Source organism: Roseibium album (assembly GCF_965233825.1).
Classification (GTDB): domain Bacteria; phylum Pseudomonadota; class Alphaproteobacteria; order Rhizobiales; family Stappiaceae; genus Roseibium; species Roseibium album.
Genome location: NZ_OZ247583.1, coordinates 3,342,695 through 3,360,672, shown reverse-complemented (window position 1 = coordinate 3,360,672; position 17,978 = coordinate 3,342,695). Strand labels below are relative to the sequence as shown.

18 protein-coding genes and 2 tRNA genes are annotated in these 17,978 nt (G+C 54.1%); 8 read left to right on the top strand and 12 right to left on the bottom strand.

The features are described from left to right. Position 1 precedes the first annotated feature (1 nt). The 4 genes from ACO6TI_RS15320 to cysQ all read right to left on the bottom strand — a co-directional run bounded on the left by ACO6TI_RS15320 (position 2) and on the right by cysQ (position 4,958). The gene (locus ACO6TI_RS15320) at positions 2 to 1,015 is read right to left on the bottom strand and encodes a GDP-mannose 4,6-dehydratase (RefSeq protein ID WP_422385240.1); all 1,014 of its coding nucleotides are present in this window, start codon (positions 1,013 to 1,015) and stop codon (positions 2 to 4) included. A gap of 215 nt (positions 1,016 to 1,230) precedes the next feature. Then, entirely contained in the window at positions 1,231 to 3,138 is a 1,908-nt protein-coding gene (gene cysN, locus ACO6TI_RS15315) for a sulfate adenylyltransferase subunit CysN (protein ID WP_422385239.1), read from the bottom strand. A gap of 1 nt (position 3,139) precedes the next feature. After that, a complete protein-coding gene (gene cysD / locus ACO6TI_RS15310; protein ID WP_104702967.1) occupies positions 3,140 to 4,069 on the bottom strand; it encodes a sulfate adenylyltransferase subunit CysD in 930 nt (309 codons plus the stop codon). 70 nt (positions 4,070 to 4,139) lie between these two features. Beyond that, positions 4,140 to 4,958 (bottom strand): 3'(2'),5'-bisphosphate nucleotidase CysQ, encoded by an 819-nt coding sequence (gene cysQ / locus ACO6TI_RS15305; RefSeq protein WP_104702966.1) that lies wholly within the window; start codon positions 4,956 to 4,958, stop codon positions 4,140 to 4,142. A 599-nt stretch (positions 4,959 to 5,557) separates the two neighbouring features. Between cysQ and ACO6TI_RS15300 the strand changes: the two genes are divergently transcribed. Further along, the gene (locus ACO6TI_RS15300; RefSeq protein WP_196878417.1) at positions 5,558 to 6,037 is read left to right on the top strand and encodes a PilZ domain-containing protein; all 480 of its coding nucleotides are present in this window, start codon (positions 5,558 to 5,560) and stop codon (positions 6,035 to 6,037) included. Positions 6,038 to 6,171: 134 nt separating this feature from the next. Further along, a complete protein-coding gene (locus tag ACO6TI_RS15295) occupies positions 6,172 to 6,675 on the top strand; it encodes a PilZ domain-containing protein (protein ID WP_104703087.1) in 504 nt (167 codons plus the stop codon). A 78-nt stretch (positions 6,676 to 6,753) separates the two neighbouring features. On the opposite strand, the gene ACO6TI_RS15290 is transcribed toward ACO6TI_RS15295, so the two are convergent. The 4 genes from ACO6TI_RS15290 to ACO6TI_RS15275 all read right to left on the bottom strand — a co-directional run bounded on the left by ACO6TI_RS15290 (position 6,754) and on the right by ACO6TI_RS15275 (position 10,715). Further along, positions 6,754 to 7,050 (bottom strand): hypothetical protein, encoded by a 297-nt coding sequence (locus tag ACO6TI_RS15290; protein WP_422385238.1) that lies wholly within the window; start codon positions 7,048 to 7,050, stop codon positions 6,754 to 6,756. A gap of 976 nt (positions 7,051 to 8,026) precedes the next feature. Beyond that, on the bottom strand, positions 8,027 to 8,479 hold the full coding sequence (locus ACO6TI_RS15285; RefSeq protein WP_422385237.1) for a hypothetical protein: 453 nt from the start codon (positions 8,477 to 8,479) through the stop codon (positions 8,027 to 8,029). A 158-nt stretch (positions 8,480 to 8,637) separates the two neighbouring features. Beyond that, complete coding sequence (locus tag ACO6TI_RS15280) at positions 8,638 to 10,026, bottom strand: transposase (RefSeq protein ID WP_422385236.1); 1,389 nt, start codon at positions 10,024 to 10,026, stop codon at positions 8,638 to 8,640. A gap of 188 nt (positions 10,027 to 10,214) precedes the next feature. Continuing rightward, on the bottom strand, positions 10,215 to 10,715 hold the full coding sequence (locus ACO6TI_RS15275; RefSeq protein ID WP_422385235.1) for a hypothetical protein: 501 nt from the start codon (positions 10,713 to 10,715) through the stop codon (positions 10,215 to 10,217). 97 nt (positions 10,716 to 10,812) lie between these two features. Here ACO6TI_RS15275 and ACO6TI_RS15270 point away from each other — a divergent pair, with 97 nt between their 5' ends. Then, positions 10,813 to 11,136 (top strand): hypothetical protein, encoded by a 324-nt coding sequence (locus tag ACO6TI_RS15270; RefSeq protein WP_422385234.1) that lies wholly within the window; start codon positions 10,813 to 10,815, stop codon positions 11,134 to 11,136. An 81-nt stretch (positions 11,137 to 11,217) separates the two neighbouring features. On the opposite strand, the gene ACO6TI_RS15265 is transcribed toward ACO6TI_RS15270, so the two are convergent. Continuing rightward, positions 11,218 to 11,292 (bottom strand) — tRNA-Gln (locus tag ACO6TI_RS15265). 337 nt (positions 11,293 to 11,629) lie between these two features. Here ACO6TI_RS15265 and ACO6TI_RS15260 point away from each other — a divergent pair. The 5 genes from ACO6TI_RS15260 (at position 11,630) to ACO6TI_RS15240 (ending at position 15,261) form a co-directional block, all read left to right on the top strand. Further along, positions 11,630 to 11,706 (top strand) — tRNA-Pro (locus tag ACO6TI_RS15260). A 264-nt stretch (positions 11,707 to 11,970) separates the two neighbouring features. Further along, positions 11,971 to 13,005 carry a DUF3089 domain-containing protein gene (locus ACO6TI_RS15255; RefSeq protein WP_422385233.1) on the top strand — a complete coding sequence of 345 codons (1,035 nt, stop codon included), beginning with the start codon at positions 11,971 to 11,973 and terminating at the stop codon, positions 13,003 to 13,005. 117 nt (positions 13,006 to 13,122) lie between these two features. Further along, the gene (locus ACO6TI_RS15250; protein ID WP_196896036.1) at positions 13,123 to 13,779 is read left to right on the top strand and encodes an AAA family ATPase; all 657 of its coding nucleotides are present in this window, start codon (positions 13,123 to 13,125) and stop codon (positions 13,777 to 13,779) included. Beyond that, complete coding sequence (locus ACO6TI_RS15245) at positions 13,776 to 14,459, top strand: DUF697 domain-containing protein (protein ID WP_422385232.1); 684 nt, start codon at positions 13,776 to 13,778, stop codon at positions 14,457 to 14,459. Before ACO6TI_RS15250 ends, ACO6TI_RS15245 begins: the two co-directional genes overlap by 4 nt. Positions 14,460 to 14,673: 214 nt before the next feature. Beyond that, positions 14,674 to 15,261 carry a YcjF family protein gene (locus ACO6TI_RS15240; protein WP_055112043.1) on the top strand — a complete coding sequence of 196 codons (588 nt, stop codon included), beginning with the start codon at positions 14,674 to 14,676 and terminating at the stop codon, positions 15,259 to 15,261. Positions 15,262 to 15,356: 95 nt separating this feature from the next. Here ACO6TI_RS15240 and ACO6TI_RS15235 read toward each other — a convergent pair whose 3' ends face one another. Genes ACO6TI_RS15235 through ACO6TI_RS15225 form a run of 3 tightly spaced genes read right to left on the bottom strand, consistent with a single transcriptional unit; the run spans position 15,357 to position 17,847 of the window. Further along, complete coding sequence (locus ACO6TI_RS15235; RefSeq protein WP_055112040.1) at positions 15,357 to 15,572, bottom strand: hypothetical protein; 216 nt, start codon at positions 15,570 to 15,572, stop codon at positions 15,357 to 15,359. Continuing rightward, the gene (locus ACO6TI_RS15230) at positions 15,569 to 16,975 is read right to left on the bottom strand and encodes an ABC transporter substrate-binding protein (RefSeq protein WP_422385231.1); all 1,407 of its coding nucleotides are present in this window, start codon (positions 16,973 to 16,975) and stop codon (positions 15,569 to 15,571) included. Before ACO6TI_RS15230 ends, ACO6TI_RS15235 begins: the two co-directional genes overlap by 4 nt. Positions 16,976 to 16,980: 5 nt before the next feature. Then, positions 16,981 to 17,847, bottom strand: coding sequence for a prohibitin family protein (locus ACO6TI_RS15225; RefSeq protein ID WP_051644563.1), 867 nt, complete (start codon positions 17,845 to 17,847; stop codon positions 16,981 to 16,983). Positions 17,848 to 17,978: the final 131 nt, after the last annotated feature.

The window sequence follows — 17,978 nt, the reverse complement described above, 5'->3', positions numbered from 1 at the left end:
ATCAGACCTGATAGTAGTCACGATACCAGGCGACAAATTTGGCGATGCCGTCCCTCACGGACGTTCTGGGCGTATAGCCTGTGAGCTCGCGCAACAGATCAGCATTCGCCCAGGTTGCCACGACATCACCGGGCTGCATCGGCATCAGATTGCGTTCCGCCTTTTTCCCGATCGCCGCCTCGATTGCGTCGATGAACTCCGTCAGCTGCACGCTTGTGGAGTTGCCTATGTTGACGACCCGCCAGGGCGCAACCGGTGACAGGCTGTCGCCCTCGGGAACCTCTTCACCGTCAGCGGGACGCACAGGGACGGCATCCATCAACAGCCGGATCCCCTCGACAAGGTCCTCGACATAGGTGAAATCCCGTTTCATGTCGCCAAAGTTATAGACGTCGATCGGCCGCCCTTCGAGGATGGCCTTTGCGAACTTGTGGTGTGCCATGTCCGGTCGCGCCCAGGGGCCATAAACGGTAAAGAAGCGGAACATCGTGATCGGCAGATCGTAGAGATGGGCATAGGAATGCGCCATCGACTCGGTCGCCTTCTTGGTCGCGGCGTAGAACGACACCTGATGGTCGGCCTTGTCCGTCTCCGTATATGGCATGTTCTCATTCGCACCATAAGCGGACGATGTTGACGCCAGCAGCATATGTTCAGGTGGAAAGGCCCGCGCGGCCTCGAGAAGCTCGAACGTGCCGCCGATGTTGCTTTCAAGGTATGAACGGGGATTTTCAATCGAGTAACGGACACCTGCCTGTGCCGCAAGGTGGATGACAAAATCCGGCTTTTCCGTCCGGAACAGGGTCATCAGGAGGTCCGATGCCTCGATCCTGTCGTTGATCGCCTGAAAATGCTCGTGCTGCAGGAGCATCTGCTGCCTGCGTTCCTTCAGCCGGACATCATAGTAATCCGTCATCGCGTCAAGGCCGATGACTCTGAACCCGTCCTTCAAAAGACGCGTGCACAGGAAATAGCCGATAAACCCCGAGGAGCCGGTCACCAGTACGGTTTTCATTTGCGCCCGTCGTCCCTTCGCCGAAACGGAATAGTCGATGGCGTCTTAAAGTGCTTCTTGTTCCCGGGCAACGGCAAAGTCCGTTTGGGGCTGCTTCCGACGGGGCCCAAAGACCCGTCCGGCCGCGTGTTGTGCCCCAAGCAAACGGCGCGGCCCCCATTTTGCGGAGGCCGCGCCGTTCAATTTTCAGTCCGCGGGACAGACATTCCCTTTGCTCAGCTTCCCAGGAAACCCCGCTCGCGCAGATAGGCGATCACTTCCTCGGCAATTTCCTCCGGTTCCCGGTCAACATTTTTCAGGTGAACTTCAGGGGTCTGCGGCGCTTCATAAGGACTGTCGATCCCGGTGAAATTCTTGATCTCACCACGATCCGCCTTCGCATAAAGGCCCTTGGGGTCACGCTGGCGACAGATTTCGATCGGCGTATCGACAAAGACTTCGATGAATTCGCCCTCTCCCATCAGGTCCCTGGCCAGTTGCCGTTCGGACTGGAAGGGAGAAATGAAGGATACCAGGGTGATCAGACCGGCATCGGTGAACAACCTGGCAACCTCGCCAACGCGTCTGATGTTCTCCACGCGATCAGCGTCTGTGAAACCGAGGTCCTTGTTGAGACCGTGGCGCACGTTGTCGCCATCCAGCGTGTATGTGTGCCTACCGTCAATGTGCAGCTTCTTTTCGACGATCGAGGCTATGGTCGACTTTCCCGAACCGGAGAGGCCGGTGAACCAGAGAACCGCCGGTTTCTGGCCCAGCTTTTCGGATCGGGCACCTTTGTCGACGTCGAGCGCCTGCCAGTGAATGTTGCTTGCCCGACGCAGCGCAAACCAGATCATGCCGGCGCCAACCGTCGCGTTGGACATGCGGTCGATCAGGATAAAGGACCCGGTGGACCGGTTGGCCTCATACGGATCGAACGGAACTGCCGAAGACAGCGCGAAATTGCAGAAGGCAATCTCGTTCAGCTCCAGCGTCTTGCCTGCGACATGCTCGAAGGTGTTGACGTTGATCTTGTGCTTGATCTCGGAGACCGTCGCTGTCACCGTCCGGGTACCGATTTTCAGAAGATACGGGCGGCCCGGCAGCAGCGGCTCGTCGCTCATCCAGATCACGTGTGCAGCAAACTGATCGGCTACATCAGGCCGATGAGCGGTCGTGGACAGAAGATCACCGCGCGAAATGTCGATCTCGTCTTCCAGCGTGATCGTGACCGCTTCGCCTGCGGCGGCCTCCGGAACCTCACCTCCTGCTCCGATTATGTTCTTGACCCTGGACATCTTTGCCGGTCCGGCAACGACAAGTTCATCGCCGACTGATACACGCCCGCTGGCTATCGTGCCGGAATATCCACGGAAGTCGAGATTGGGCCGGTTGACCCACTGCACCGGAAAGCGGAATGGCGCCTCAAGCGCATGCTCGCCGACTTCGACGGTTTCCAGATGCTCCAGCAGCGTTGGGCCGGAATACCAGTCCATATGCTGCCCTCTGGCCGTAACGTTGTCGCCAAACCGGGCGGACATCGGGATCGCCTGCAGCGTTTCAAAATCGAAACCATTGGCGAAAACCTCGAACTCCTTGCGGATTTCATCGAAACGGCTTTGAGAATATTCGACGAGGTCGATCTTGTTGATCGCCAGCACAACGTGCCGAATGCCGAGCAGCGAAGCGATGAAAGCGTGCCTGCGGGTCTGCACAAGCAGCCCGTTGCGGGCATCGACCAGCAGAACGGCAAGATCCGCCGTTGAAGCCCCTGTCGCCATGTTACGGGTATATTGTTCGTGCCCCGGGGTATCGGCGACGATGAACTTGCGCTTGTCCGTTGCAAAGAAACGGTAAGCAACGTCGATGGTGATGCCCTGCTCGCGTTCGGCTTCAAGACCGTCGACCAGAAGCGCAAGATCGATGTCTTCCCCGACCGTGCCATGTTTCCTGGAATCGCGCTCAAGCGCGGCCAGCTGGTCTTCAAAGATCAGCTTGGTGTCGAACAGCAGGCGTCCGATAAGTGTCGACTTGCCGTCATCCACAGACCCGCATGTGAGAAAACGCAGCTGGTCCTTGGTTTCCTGCGCCAGGATATAGTCCGTGACCGCCGTTTCCGCGGCTTCTTTTACATCTGCAGTCATCTCAGAAATATCCTTCCCGCTTTTTCTTTTCCATGGACGCGCTTTCGTCCTTGTCGATCAGGCGGCCCTGCCGCTCCGATGTGCGGGCGATCAACATTTCACGAACGATGGCGGGGAGCGTGTCAGCATCGGATTCAATGGCACCGGTCAGCGGGTAACAGCCGAGAGTGCGGAAACGAACTTTCTTTTCCTGGATGATCTCGCCCGGATTCAGCTTCATCCGGTCATCATCAACCATGATGAGCATGCCGTCTCGTTCCACCACCGGTCGCATGGCCGCAAGGTAGAGCGGGACCATCGGAATGTTCTCGGTCAGGATGTACTGCCAGATATCGAGCTCGGTCCAGTTGGACAACGGGAAGGCCCGGATGCTCTCACCCTTGGCAACACGGGCATTGTAGAGGTTCCAGAGTTCGGGACGCTGGTTTTTCGGGTCCCAGCCATGGCTGGCATTGCGGAATGAAAACATGCGTTCCTTCGCGCGCGACTTTTCTTCATCCCGGCGAGCGCCACCAAATGCGGCATCGAAACCGTATTTGTCGAGTGCCTGTTTCAAGGCTTCCGTTTTCATGATGTGGGTGTGAACGGATGAGCCGTGATCGAACGGATTGATGTTTTTCTGAAGACCTTCAGGGTTGGTGTAGATCAGAAGATCCAGTCCCAGACGCTTGGCGGTATCGTCCCGAAACTGGATCATCTCCCGGAATTTCCAGGTCGTGTCGACATGCAGCAGCGGGAAAGGTGGTTTGGAGGGGTAAAACGCCTTCATTGCAAGGTGCAGCATGACGCCGGAATCCTTGCCGATGGAGTATAGCATCACCGGATTGGAGAATTCGGCCGCCACTTCCCTGATGATGTGGATGCTTTCCGCTTCCAGACGCTTCAGGTTGCTGAGGCGCTCGGGCGTGATCCCGTGAGATTGCATATTCATGTTCACTTTTCCGTTGTGTCCGGCGAACCGGCCTTATCTGGACCTGTCCTGTCAATATTGTGGCAGCCCGCTAAAGAACGGGAGCAAACCCGGGCAAAAGCTCCCTAGCACTGACGGCAATGAAGTGAGAGTTGCGGAGATCGTCCTTGGTGGCATTTTCCGGCATCGCATAAACGAAATCAGAACCAGTGTCCGCAAGAACGACGGCCCCGCCCGCTGCGCGCACGACGGCATCTCCCGCCGCTATGTCCCATTGCATGGTGGGAGCCAACCGCGGGTAGAGATCCGCCTTCCCGGCAGCCACCCAGCACAGTTTCAGCGAAGATCCGACCGAAACAATTTCACTGACTTGCAGCTTGTGCATGAATGCAGCTGTTTCGTCGGACATGTGGGACCGGCTTGCGACAACCGTCAGGTCTTGCCGGGGTGCATTCACCGCGATCGCTTGAACGTCTTCGATGTTATTGGTGTCCTGGACACGACCGGCAAACGCGCCTTGCGCACTTCCCCAGTAGATCTCCCCAAGAACCGGGGCATAAACCACGCCGAACACCGGCACGCCGGCATCTACCAGGGCGATGTTGACGGTGAATTCACCGTTCTTCTTGAGAAATTCTTTGGTGCCGTCTAGCGGGTCCACCAGGAAATAGACATCGCCGACGGCGGGAAGATTGCCTGCTTCGACAGCTTCCTCGGCAACCACCGGAATGTCGGGGAACGCGTCTGCAAGCCCGGCCAGTATGATCTTCTCGGCCGCGGCATCTGCCTTGGTTACAGGAGAACCGTCAGTCTTGCTTTCGACTTCGAACGGCTCGGCATAGATTTTTAAGATCTCCTCGCCAGCACGAATTGCCAACTGGCTCAATAAGGATATCTGGTCTTCAGTCATGAACGCCTCTAGTTCGCCAAAATCTGCCGATCTTGAGCGAGTTGTACCGGATTTGTAAGTCCGTAAGTAAATGGAACGCATGCATCAATTCAAGAAATGGCGTTCCACGATTGTGCCTGAAAAGAAAAAGCTTCGAACAATCGGCCCTCTGACGAAGGCTATTGTTCCGCACTCCGGGTCACAAACCTGCGAAGCGGGGAATACGACTGTTCTTGAATTCGAATGCCTCCTGCAGTTCGCAAAACACGGGACCTGGATCATTTATTCTTCTGCATTGCGAAAGCACGTTTTCGCGCCAGTCTAAAATCCGGAAAGGCAATCTGCAACAAATCTCTTCATTAAATTGCAATGAAACATCGAATTTCAACCGTAAATTACTTCAAATTTAGTTACATTTTTACCTTTTTACGTTAATGTCAGAATTTCATTAGTTAATTTTCCGGAGAAAATCAATATAACTCGTTATCTACACATGAAAAATCTAAAATTCGGAAACAGTTAAACGTTTGATGGGATAGATTCATTTATTGGAAACCGCTTTCAACTACGCTTTAATGACAATAGGTGCCGACAGATTTCCGAGCCTACGCGAGATGACCATGTCGAACGTCAATCCTGCACCGCAGCAGAATGCGGAAGATGAAGAGCTTGAGGATTTCAAGCCACGCGCCCGGCGCGCCCGCGTCTACAAGAAAGGCAAGATGGTCTTTCAGAACGGGTTGAGATCCATACCCTGCGTTGTCCGGAATATTTCCGATGGCGGCGCGATGCTGGAATTCGACCAGCCTTATATCCTGCCAAAGGATTTTGAACTTTATATCGATCTGGAAGACTACGAAGTCACCTGCGAGCGTCGCTGGGAAGCCGGCCTGAATTGCGGCGTCATGTTCACAAGTGAAAGACGCAATGTTCCGCAGCAACGCTACCAGACGCTGAAGCCGTCCGATAACACCTTGCAGGAAGATCACGAAGATGATCTTGAAGACGATGACGCGCTGGACGCGGAAACTTCCGGCGAGGCGTCACAACGCCAGCATCCACCGGTGAGTGGAAAACCGGCCTTTGGAAAACGGCGCTGACGCGCATGATTATTCATAAGGGGGTGCAAACCTGAGCCGGATTCCGATTCACGGAATGACAAGGTCTTCTTGTTAAAAGAGTCATGTTCCCGGGCACTAAGTGCCCCTGAATGACCGTGAGATGTGAAACGAACATGCCCGACGCAAAACAAGAGCCGCTGACTTCAAGCGAAGAGACCGAGAGCGACATCAACGAACGTGCACGTCGTGCCCGTGCCTTGAAACGGGGCAAGTTGCTGTTCAATCGAGGCCTGCGTTCCGTGCCCTGCATCATTCGAAACCTGTCCGATACCGGTGCAAAGCTGGAATTCGAACAGGCCTATCTGCTGCCGCAGGAATTCGACCTGCAGATCGATCTTGAAGATTTCGAGGTGACCTGCGAGCGCCGCTGGGAAGAAGGCCTCAGATGTGGCGTGGAATTCATCAGCGAAAAGCGGCCGGTCGGAAAACTGCGTGCCCAGATCCTGAAATCATCAGACGACGCACTCACCGAGGAAATCGACGAGTTGAGAGATTCGCCGGACAACTATTTCTCGCGCAAGCGCGTTATGGACGAGAAGAACAAGCCCGCATCCGAGCAACCCGTCAGAACCGCGCGCCCAGCAGGCGGCAAACCCGGGTTCGGTAAACGGCGCTGAGCCGAAACGCTTGTCACGGATGCAGGATCAGGAGACCCGCAGCCCTGCGCTTCCTCCGTCACGCCCGCGGTTCACCGCTCAGCCTGCACACTTCCTGTAGCGCTCGTCCCGGTCAAACGCCGTGGCCAGCGGAACGGTGCTGCCTGCCGATCCGATGCCGACAACCATCGGCGTCCCCACATCGATCGGCATCAGCCAGCCTCCCGCAATTGAATGCAGCCCGGCTCCAGGTGAATGATGCCCACGGACGATCCATGCGAGAAACAGATTCCCGACCGGGACACAGTAGCAGACGTCGCAGGCGCCCTTGCTTGATTCGCAAACAAGAAACGGGGTTGAAGGGTCGAGGATCTGCATGATGACCATCGTCTGCACCAGCCAGCTCCCCAGACGTCAGTGAATACGGCACCCAACGGCGAGATACATGCAGCCTTCAGGGGTTTCCTCCTCGCAGGCTGTCCGTCGCGCCGTCAAGTGTGTCCGACACCGGCGCCACCCGGCATGAAGCAACAATGTGAAATACACAGACACCGGAGCCACAATCCCCGGTTACCTTGCAAAGAGCGTGGTCCCGATTTGCCAGCCGGGCCGCATTCTGACATGATCGCGGCGCCGGACCGTATTTTGGTTCGGTTATACCGCATTAAGCAAGAAGCACCCCGGCAACACTGCTGGGGTGTTTCGCGTTTGGGTCGAAGCCCAACTCCGTAGCCTTCTCCCCCACACGTCCTGCTGTTTGCATCACCGACACAAACACGGGTTCCATCGTTCTGTGCAATTTCTGTAACGCGCAAGAACACTTGGCCAAAAGGGCTTTTCCGGGATTAAGTGGGATTAGGTGATTTCTGGCGGTTTTCTGCCGTTTAACCCGAAATCAACCGCGACCAGGCGCGCAACTTCGGGTGGCTAAAATGACGGAACACTGCACAGCGAAGTCTTGGGCCATCTGAAAAAGTGCAATTGAATCAATAGTCGCGCAAATTCAAGGTGGGAACTAATTCTGATTTTGGGAAGGCAGTTCCCATCTCGCTAAAATTGGCGGAATTCTGCGGTGAGCAGGCAAAGTCGCAAAATCGAGGCACTGGCCATGGTAGGAACTTTCAAGATGGGTTGAAGGGCCGTTTCAGAGCGCTTCAAACAGGTGTCGAATACCGCTGGATTACCGCTCTATCCTCCTTCATATTCAAAGTTATGAGAATTCCGCCCAGGAGTTGTTCAAGAGCCCGCCGCAACCGGCTGCTCCAATGCGGACTTTCGATTTTCTTCGCAGGATTGGCGGCAATGCGGACAAAGCTGCCGTTGACGAAATTTTTCCGAATGCCGGCTTTCAACCCACCCAGCGTCTGAACACTTACGGACGTTCCAACCTTTGCCATTTGTCTTGGTCTGCCAAGTAACAAAGGTATATGACTTCGGGAAGGTTTTCGGGCGTAATTACGATGTCGCGTTTGATCTCTTGACCAATTTTGGCGCAGAAATTGAGCACAAGATCGAGATCAGCCTGCGAGGTGATCTCACGGGGATCGAGGTCCAACTCTATCTCATCTGCAACGAAAAAATGAGTGTTGATGAAAAGGCCACCAAGGTTAATCCGGAGAAGATGCGAATGATCGGCATCGTCGAAAATCGAGTTGGCTGTGGATGGAAGTGGGGCTTCATCACCGTCGCAAAAATAAGCAGCTTTGCCCAGACTAGACGATAGGCTGAGCAGCCGGTTCCAATCATCAACCGTCGTTTTAAAGGCATAAATGTCACGTAGTGAGCCATCTACTTCGAGTTCAAAAACCAAATCTTGATATAGCATTTGAGATCTTCTCATTCATCACAACTAAGAATTACTATTTCCCAAACCGGACATCCATGCTCGCCGCAGCATCTGTCAAGTTGGGCTAATTCCGTTGAAAAAGTCCTCTGCCAAGTTGTCAGAGTATGGTTCCAAGAATTGGCAAACGGCTGCCTCTGTCATGCAGGCTTCGTTGTTTGTTCGATTGGGAAGAGCTTTGCGAGTTTTCTGAGGTTCTGGGCGGTTGCTGCGAGGAGGAATTCATCGTTCGCCCCGTTTGTTCCTCGTAGTCTGAGCCTCCTGAGACCGAGAATGCGCTTCAGATGAGCGAACAGCATCTCCACCTTTTTCCTGAGCCGGCATGAGATTGCGTATTCTTCGGTTTCGGCAATGTCGCGCGCCATTTGCCGTGCGCCTTCAAATTCTGATGCTGTAATCCGGCGTGGTGAGTTCTTGGGGCAGCACTTTTCCTTCAAGGCGCATGCATCACAGTCTGCTTTCAAAGCGCCATATTTTGCAAAACCTGTGTCTTTTGGTTTCTGACGGATCGTCTGAAACGCGCGCCGGCTTTTGAGCAGCTGCTTGCCGGACGGGCAGATATAGGCGTCAGCCCTGTAATCATAGGTGAAATCGTCGCGCGCGAAGATGCCATCTGTCCGGTTTGATTTATCAAACACCGGTATGTGCGGCTCGATGCCGTGGTGCTCAACAAGCCAGTTCAAGAACTCGGCAGTGCCATAAGCCGTATCGGCGATCAGCCGTTCCGGCCACAGGTTGAAGCGCTCCTTCACCCGATCGATCATGGAGATCGTGGCATGGGTCTCTGCGGTGCGAACCGAGCGGCTTGCCTCCACATCGACGATGATCGCATGGTCCGTGTCGATGAGATAATTGTTTGAATAGGCAAAATAAGCCGGACCATGATGCGCGGCGGTCCACTGACTGGACGGGTCGGCATGGGACGTGAACTTGGGAGCCACATCGGTGGCGGCGCCAAAGGCTTCGTCATCAAGGGCAAAAAGGTACTCGCGCACGGCGCGGGCTGCAGTCTGCGGATCGATCTTGTCGAGGTCCCACTCTTCCTTGGCCGTCGAATTCTGCTTGTTCACATCCGCTTCGACCAGGCTGGCATCGGTTGCAAACCGTTCACCGCCGACAACACCCTCGGCAATGCAACGGGCGACCACTGTCTCAAAAACCTTGCGAAACAGCTCGCTGTCCCGAAAACGGCCATGACGGTTTTTGGAAAACGTCGAGTGATCAGGCACTGCATCGGTCAGATCCAAGCGGCAGAACCACCTGTAAGCCAGATTGAGATGCACTTCCGCGCATAACCGGCGCTCGGAGCGAATGCCGTGCGTGTATCCGATGATCAGCATCCGGATCATCAGTTCGGGATCGAAGGATGGGCGTCCGGTATGACTGTAGAACGGCTTCAGATGATCTCGGACGTCAGAAAGGTCGATGAACCGGTCAATCGAGCGAAGCAAATGGTCATCAGGCACATGATCGTCCAAGGAAAACTCACAAAAGAGAGCGCTTTGAAACTCCTGCCTAGACCCCATCATCCGATTCAAGCCTCCGTCATTTAGGCAATTGAATCAGCCAAAACCACTGCTTGCAACACTTAGTTTTTCAACAAAATTGGCTCAAACCGGGCTTTCGCTGCAATTGCAACGAATGGCAGCATTCGATTTTTCAGAACATTCCATATTGCACATTATGCGAGTCACAATCCTGAGGTTGGCGTGGTCACCTAGATCGACCAGATGATCAAGAAAACACCCACAAAAAACAGCAAATGAGATGCCCAAAAAAAGAGTTCCTGTGCATTTCTGAGACGCTCGACACCTCTATCTGGCACAAAGAATGCCGGATGGTTCAAGTCGTCAGCCGTTTGTTTTAGCACCTCTCCTAGTTCACTAAACTCAGTATCTTTTTCGTTTACGATACCGTTGCTCAGTGCTTTGGCCTGTGCGCACTTAATTTTTTCTGCCAGTATCAAAGCTTTCCCTCTAAGGGATTCTTTTGCAGACCACAGTTTGTGGAAATAGCTTGTAACGAGATGCAGTCCGCTGGCCAACAGACTGAAAAAAAAGCACCAAATTGGAAATTTGGCCGGTGCGACTGGATCAATTTCTCCAAATAGTTTTCCGACTGTTACAAGCGAAAGCGCGAGGGCTGTTCCATTTGCGACAGTCGAGTACTTCACCAATGACGACCACAATTGGTCTATTTGTTCAGAAGCTTGTGACATCAAAAAACCAACCTTCCATCTATGATTGCAGTCACGAGTGTATCACACCCAATATGTTATGAATTTATTCGTTTTTTAATTCATATCGGGGGCTGCGGTGCGTGGATTAATTCGGCTGGTCTTTCTCTCCTTTTTGCTGTCCTTCGGGTCCATTTCTGGATCCATCTCTCAAACACCCCCTCACGTTGACAAAACCGAGCAGCTTGTCGCCGAAGTGGTCCAGGCGGCGCGAACCAATCAGCTCAGTGCGGAACGTGTCCTATATGCGGCCGATCAGGCGATCGACGCAGCGGCCGTGATCGTCTCTTCGATTCAAAACAGCCGGCTCATTCATTCGGAACTGAAACGCCTTGCCACCGGTGCACCAGGCTCGCGCGCAATCATCGTCATCGGGCCCGACGGCAAGCTCATCCATGTATAGCGTGCAATTTCGGCAGGCACGACATATCCGCACATGTCACTGGAGGCATGCGAATTCATCGTTGAATATACTGGGAAAAACTGGCTGGGGTGGCTGGATTCGAACCAGCGCATGCCGGTACCAAAAACCGGTGCCTTACCGCTTGGCTACACCCCAAGGCCGTGGAGACGCTATATAGCGAGGTCATTTCAGAAGCGCAAGCCTTCCCTAACCCAATCGTTCCCGCAGCCACAGGAGTTTTCCCCAGGTCCGGCAAGCGGGTCCGACAAAGTAATCCGTTAGCTCATTTCTGCGCCGTGCTTCGGCCGGTGTTCAAACAGGTCGCGGAGCGTGCGCCGGGGCTATCCTTCTGGTATTGCAGGCGGTTTTAAAAAAGTGATGTGCGGACCGGCAAATCTCTTGCGGGATCAGATGAGCTTTGCTAAATGACCCTCCACGCAGCGAGGGCTTGCCCCGCTGTTCCCGATGGGTTTAGCTGAAGCCCTGCAAATGTCGGAGTGTAGCGCAGCTTGGTAGCGCACCTCGTTCGGGACGAGGGGGTCGGAGGTTCGAATCCTCTCACTCCGACCATTTTTCTTCTCCTGCATTGAATTGATTCCAGGGCGTTTTTCGCACCGGTGAGCTTTGTGCTGAGTTTTCGATGTTTTCAGGCCCATGATTGGATCATCGGTTCAGCTTCAAGGCAGCTGATTTGCTCTTCTTAAATCAAAGCCGGAGCCAATGAGTTCTGCGGAAGAACCAGAGAAATCATGGACAGGGGCTACTTTTGGTTGTTCAATTTGGCCTGCACCTTCGTAACGGTGTTCAACATCCAGAGAAACTCGGGAATGGCGCATGTATCGATTTTTTGAGGCCGTGTTTTTCCGAAACGCGAAGCGCATTGCCATTCTGACAGCGATCTTGTTTGTCGTGCCTTCTGCGGGAACCGCAAACGAAAAACGTCCCAGTCTTCCCCCTTTTACCAAGGCTGATGTCCCCCCCGCTCCTGATTATTCCAAGAAGGCGAGCTGGCTCGCAAAACCCGAGGATCCCGATCAGTTCGACATAGATATTTTGTGGCTATATCCCACGGTTCTGACGGGTGACAGCGCCTGGTTGATGAACATTTCCCGCAAAGACCTTGTCGCGAGCGCGGAATTGAGCATCAAAACCGAAGCCCGGGTTTTCTCCGGGCAGGCCAACCTCTATGCCCCCCTTTACCGGCAAATGAATCTGGCCGGGTTCTACCTGTCCGAGCCCGAGAGGGACGTTATTGTCGAGTATGGTGTCCACGATGTCCGGCAAGCTTTTGAACACTACATGCAGCACTACAACAAGGGACGACCGTTTATTCTGGCGGCCCACAGCCAGGGATCTTACCTGCTGACCCAGTTGCTGGTGGAGTATTGGGGCAAAATCGGCATCGAAGACCAGTTGATAGCCGGTTACGTGGTGGGCTGGTCCATCACTGATGAAGATCTTCGTGACAATCCGAGTATCGAAATATGCGATGCTGCCCACCAGACCGGCTGCTTCGTCAGTTATAACTCGGTCGCGCCCGGCAAACAGAAAGAGTCACCAGTCATTTTTCCCGGCGCCATCGTCGTCAATCCTCTCACCTGGACGCGGGAGGATACGCTGGCACCTGCTTCACGCAACCGAGGCTCTGTGTTCATGGAAAAGAACGGGACCTACCAGATCCTGCCTGGATTTGCCTCCGCCCGAATTGCCAATGGCGGCCTTGAAGTTGTCGCCGAAGATCCGGACAGGCTCAAATCCAAGTTTTTCCCGGAAGGGGTCTATCACAGCTACGACTATCCCCTATTTGCCGAAAACATTTCCATGAACGCAGCGCAGCGGATCCAAGCCTATCTTTTGTCTGGAAAGTAAGGCTGACAAGGCCCAGGCAGACGGTTGCTCCCTGGCCTCTACAAAGACCGTGGTTTTCCGGTCAGTTTTTGCTAGAATTTCCGGTAAATCAGTTAGAATCAGCGGGGCCAGAGGCATATGAGCGGGTCAGTTGTCACCATTGCCTCGTTGAAAGGCGGCAGCGGCAAAACCACTCTGGCCACTTGTCTCGCCGTCCATTGGCATCTGAAGGGCCTGAACCCGCTTCTTGTCGATGCAGATCCCCAACGGTCCACCAGCCGCCTTGTGGAACGCGATCAGGCGCTTGGCGGGGTCAACGTACTTGAACAGGCCGACAAGGTTGTCTGGAACACGATCAAGCAGCAACGTTCATCCCACAGTATCACGATCGTCGACACGCCCGGTTTCGACAGCGACATCACCATCGCGGCACTTGCAATCGCTGACATCGTTCTGATCCCGGTCAAAGCCTCACCTTTGGATGTGGATCGTATGATGGATACAGTTCGAACCCTGATGAGCGGGGTCAAGGGCTGGGCACCGACTTTCCGCTGCGTATTGACACAGACCGTTAAAGGCAGCGTCATTTCACGCCATGTCCGCAGTGAGCTTGAGGACGGCGGATTTCCCTTGCTGACAAGCGAAATGCACAATCGCGTCGCCTACGCAGAAGCAGGTCTTTTCGGCGCAACGCCCAGTCTGATCGCGCCGGAAGGTCCCGCAGCGCGGGATATTGCGCACATTGCGGATGAAGCTGACGCGCTCATATCGACAAAAAAGGCGCTCAGCGCATGAGCAAGAAACTGCCCAGAACCTCGCAAAGAACGCTCGACGATTTGCGCAAAGCTGCAAATTCCGCGCTCCATGCCGAGGAAACGGCCCAGCGGCGGATCACCCCTGAAAGTTTCCTTGAACCGGAGGAAGCAGAGCCAGCTCAAGATCAGGAGCCGCTCAGCGGAAAACCGGAAAAGACAGGACCTGACCAGAAGGCTGTTCGTTCCCAAGACAAGGACGCCCGCGCCGTTGCTGTTCATGCTCGACAGGAAAGTCGCGGTAACCGCCCTGACAGAGAAAGTTTCCGGAGGTCGTCGGCCAACCTGATTGTTGAGCGGCACGCCAATTTCGCGGCCATCGCAAGTCTTGTGCCCATGCCATGGGTAGACCTTGCAGCAATTGCTGTGGTGGTCGATCGCATGCTGCGTAAACTGGCCCGCCTCTTTGGCGCTCCCCTCGAGCGTTACAGGAGCAAACGGCTCGCCACAGCAATGTTAACCGGAATGGCTGCGCCAGGAATAGCCAGCCTCACGACAGTCGGATTGTTGCGTATGGCACCGGGACCCAATATTTTGGGAATGGCAATCACGTCAGTTTTAGCAACGATTTTGATCCGGATCGTAGGGGAAGTTTACATCTCGCACTTGTCGTCACCGGACGCACAGGTTGATGCTGTAGAACCCGACCCGGTTCCTTGTTGAAACCGATCAACCAGGGAATTCACCCTGGGTTTTTCCGATGTTTACTTGAGCAACCCACATATAAAGGTCGATTTGCTGCGGTAACCCTTTCCATTTATCATCATAAAGAGTACCGTTTCGTCCGAGCGATATGCCGTTCAGAAATACAGGCCACCTTCATTCCAGCCGGACGATGGGGAAACTCTTCGGCCAAAGCTGATTTCAGGAGATTTCTATGGCGAGCAAGAGTACCGCAAGCGAATCGGAAGAACCCGAAGTCGCGGAGACTGACGTTGAAGACCTTCAGGAAGATCAGGAGTTTGATGTCACCCGGGATTTGACGGCTGACAATCTAATAAAGGACTACGTGATCGCCTCTGTCGCGGCGAGTATTGTTCCAGTCGCCTTCTTTGACATCGCTGCTGTTGTCGCCATTCAGCTTCGCATGATCCAGAAGCTCTCCCGTCTCTATGAAAAGCCGTTTTCTGAAAAGCTGGGCCGCAAGGTGGTTTACGCTTTGGCCGGTGGTGTACTCGGGTATGGGGCCGGATACGTTGTTGCGGCAAGCGCGACCAAAATTATCCCCGGCATTGGCTGGATGGTTGGCATGGTCTCCCTGCCTGTCGTTGCCGGCGGCGCGACATATGCGGTTGGCCGGTCCATCGTCAAGCACTATGAAGAGGGCGGTACCCTTATGGACTTCGACGCCAGCAAGATGCGGGATTTCTACAAGGAGCAGTTCGAAAGAGGCAAGGATCTGGCCCGTAGGGCGAAAGACAAAGTCAAGCCGGAATCTGAAGCTTCCGAGGAAGCAGCGTCCTGACCACGAACTGACGACTTACAAGTTTGCGACAAGCCGCCTTGATAATTCAGGGCGGCTTGTTTGTTTGGCGTGTTCAACCGGTCAAAGCCTGAAGATCAGATAATACGGCGGCCCTTTCGCTTCCGGACAGCCAAGGGACTCTTTGCGCGCTCTGCGGCAAGCAGCACGAGAATGCCGACGACCGGACTGAAGACGAATGCGATCAGGAAGTTTCCCACAAAACCAAAACGCGTATCACGGCCCAATATCCCGATTATCCAAGCAGCAACCACCCAAATCAGAAAAATCCATGGATTGATGAATATGGTCATTGGCGTTTCGTCTCCTTGGCGGATGAAGCCGGTTTTCCATCGTCCTCGCCGGACTGAGTGTCTGTTGCGTCACCGGTTCCGGTATCTGAATTCCGAATGTTAAGCGGCACCTGGAACTTTGCCACGGTGTGGAACTCTTCGCCATTGTGCCGAACGACAAATACCTGAGTATCGGTGATGGCGCCCTTGCGATCAAATACCAATGGTCCGGTCACGCCCACAAACTGCTCCTTGTAGCGTGCGACCTTCAGTGTATCCGAGATCTTCTGTGCATCCAACGTATCGGCGCGCTTGACCGCGTTCCGAAGGAGCGTGACGGCGTCATAACCCAGCGCTGCGTTCAAATCCGGCAGATGCCCATATCGCGTCTGATATTCCTCGATGAATGTCTGCCCCGTCTTCGAAAGACTGTCCCGGTCGTAAAGGGACACGCCAATGGTGTCCTTCATGTCTTCCTTGCCAACTTTACGCTCAATTGTTGCGGAAAAGATGTACTCCATCCCCAGAATCGGCAAATCCAGCCCAAGGAAGCGCGCCCGCTTGATGAAGTTTGAAGTTTCGTCGACAGATGATGAAACGATGAAAATTGCATCGAAATCAGTGCGTTTGAAAAGTTCATTGTCGAGGACGAACATCAGAAGCTCGTCGGTTGACCGCTGTGTTCCCGACAAAAACCCCCGATAGACAATATTGGCTCCAGCGTTTGTCATTGCCTCGGTGAAGAAGTTTGCACATTCTTTGCCATAGTCGCTCTTGTCAGAAAAAACGAGGATTCGCTCCAGGCCATTGGACAGGGCGTAACTGGCAATCACATCGGCGTTGGTTGCATTGTTCGGCTGAAGTGCAAAGACCGTTTCAAAGCCATGATTGGTCAGCGATGTCGCGGTCGCGTGGGTCGCCAGATAAAGAATTTCATTGCGAGAGTAGATCGAGCTTGCGGTTATAGCTGTATCTGACCATTCGTGGCCGATGACACCAATCAGGTCTTTTTTCCGGGCAATCCGATCGGACAGGCTCATTGTTGTCTGAACGACTGTTTCCAACGCGGTCTTGGTTGTAACGCCTCTTTCCATGGCAAGCTGCAGTACCAATTCTTCTCCCAGAACCTGCTCCTTGCTCGCATTGATTTCATCGACCCCCATCTGTGCGCCATTGATGAAGCTCTGTTCCTCCCGGTCTTCGGCATAAACGGCAACGACGCGGTACCCTTTGAAGTCGTCCTGCCAAAGACCTGCAATTCCAGGGAACCACTCCTTTAGAATGCGGGGCTGCGGGGTCATCATGCCGATGCCTGCAACGAGTACGGCCATAAACGCAACAACACCGGTGACAATCAGAAAGCCTTTGAACCAAGGCCGCCCCGCCGGTTCATTTGTATCCGTTTCGTCGCCGCGCTCCACCATCGGATCTATCGGTCACTGCCCAGAATCAGCGGTAAACCATCCTTGCCGGAACCGATGACAACTGTCTTGGAATTCGGAGACGAGGCCAGATCCTTGGTTGCCTGAACCCCTTGCCAGCGCAGCAGATCCTCCGTCAGGCTTTGTTTGACAATGTTCTGGTATTTCTTGATGCCTTCTGCCTCGATAACCTTGCGTTCCGCTTCCTTCTGCTCGATCTGAAGGCGATAGGTGTAGGCCTTTTCCTGTTCAGACAGGGTCAGTTTGTTTTCGATGGCCAACCGCACAGCCGCCGGCAGTTCGACATTCCGAACGAGAACATCATCGACGATAACGTAACGGTCTTCGACACTCGTCAGACTTCGAATTACGACTGTTTCAAGAAATCCGCGTTTGGATGTGTAGACCTGTTCAGGCGTGTACTGGCCGACTGATCGGCGCAGGACGGCTTCGGTTTCCGGGAATACGATTTTTTCCAGATAGTCCGGGCCAACAGTTACGTGCAACAAAGGCAAAAGACGTACATCAGGCTGATAGCGCACTGCGATTTGCAGATCGACCGGAAGACCGTCTCTGGTCAACATCGTGTAATTGCGCTCTTTGGTCTGCAGCCGGACATTGTAGATGTTCATCTTGTTCCACGGCCAGATGATATGAAGTCCCTCACCGTAGATCCGCGACAATTCCGTGCCGGAAAGCCAACGATACAGCACGCCAGCCTCACCGGACTGCACCGTGATGACAATCCTGTTCCACAAAACCCCGAGACCAATGCCGCAAGCCAGCAGCATTATCAGAAGGTAAAGCTGAAGACGCCGCCGACGGTCACTTCTTAGCTCTTCTTCGTAGTCATCATATTCATCTTCGTAAGCCATACGGCTTGCTCACCCCACGCGAGACTGCGAGAAACTGGACTATACGAACAAGCTGCCCGGCTTTCCAGTGAAGAAGCATCTTGTCCAGCGGCGATTGTAAAGCCTTACGTCCGTTTCGATTTCCTCTCCTC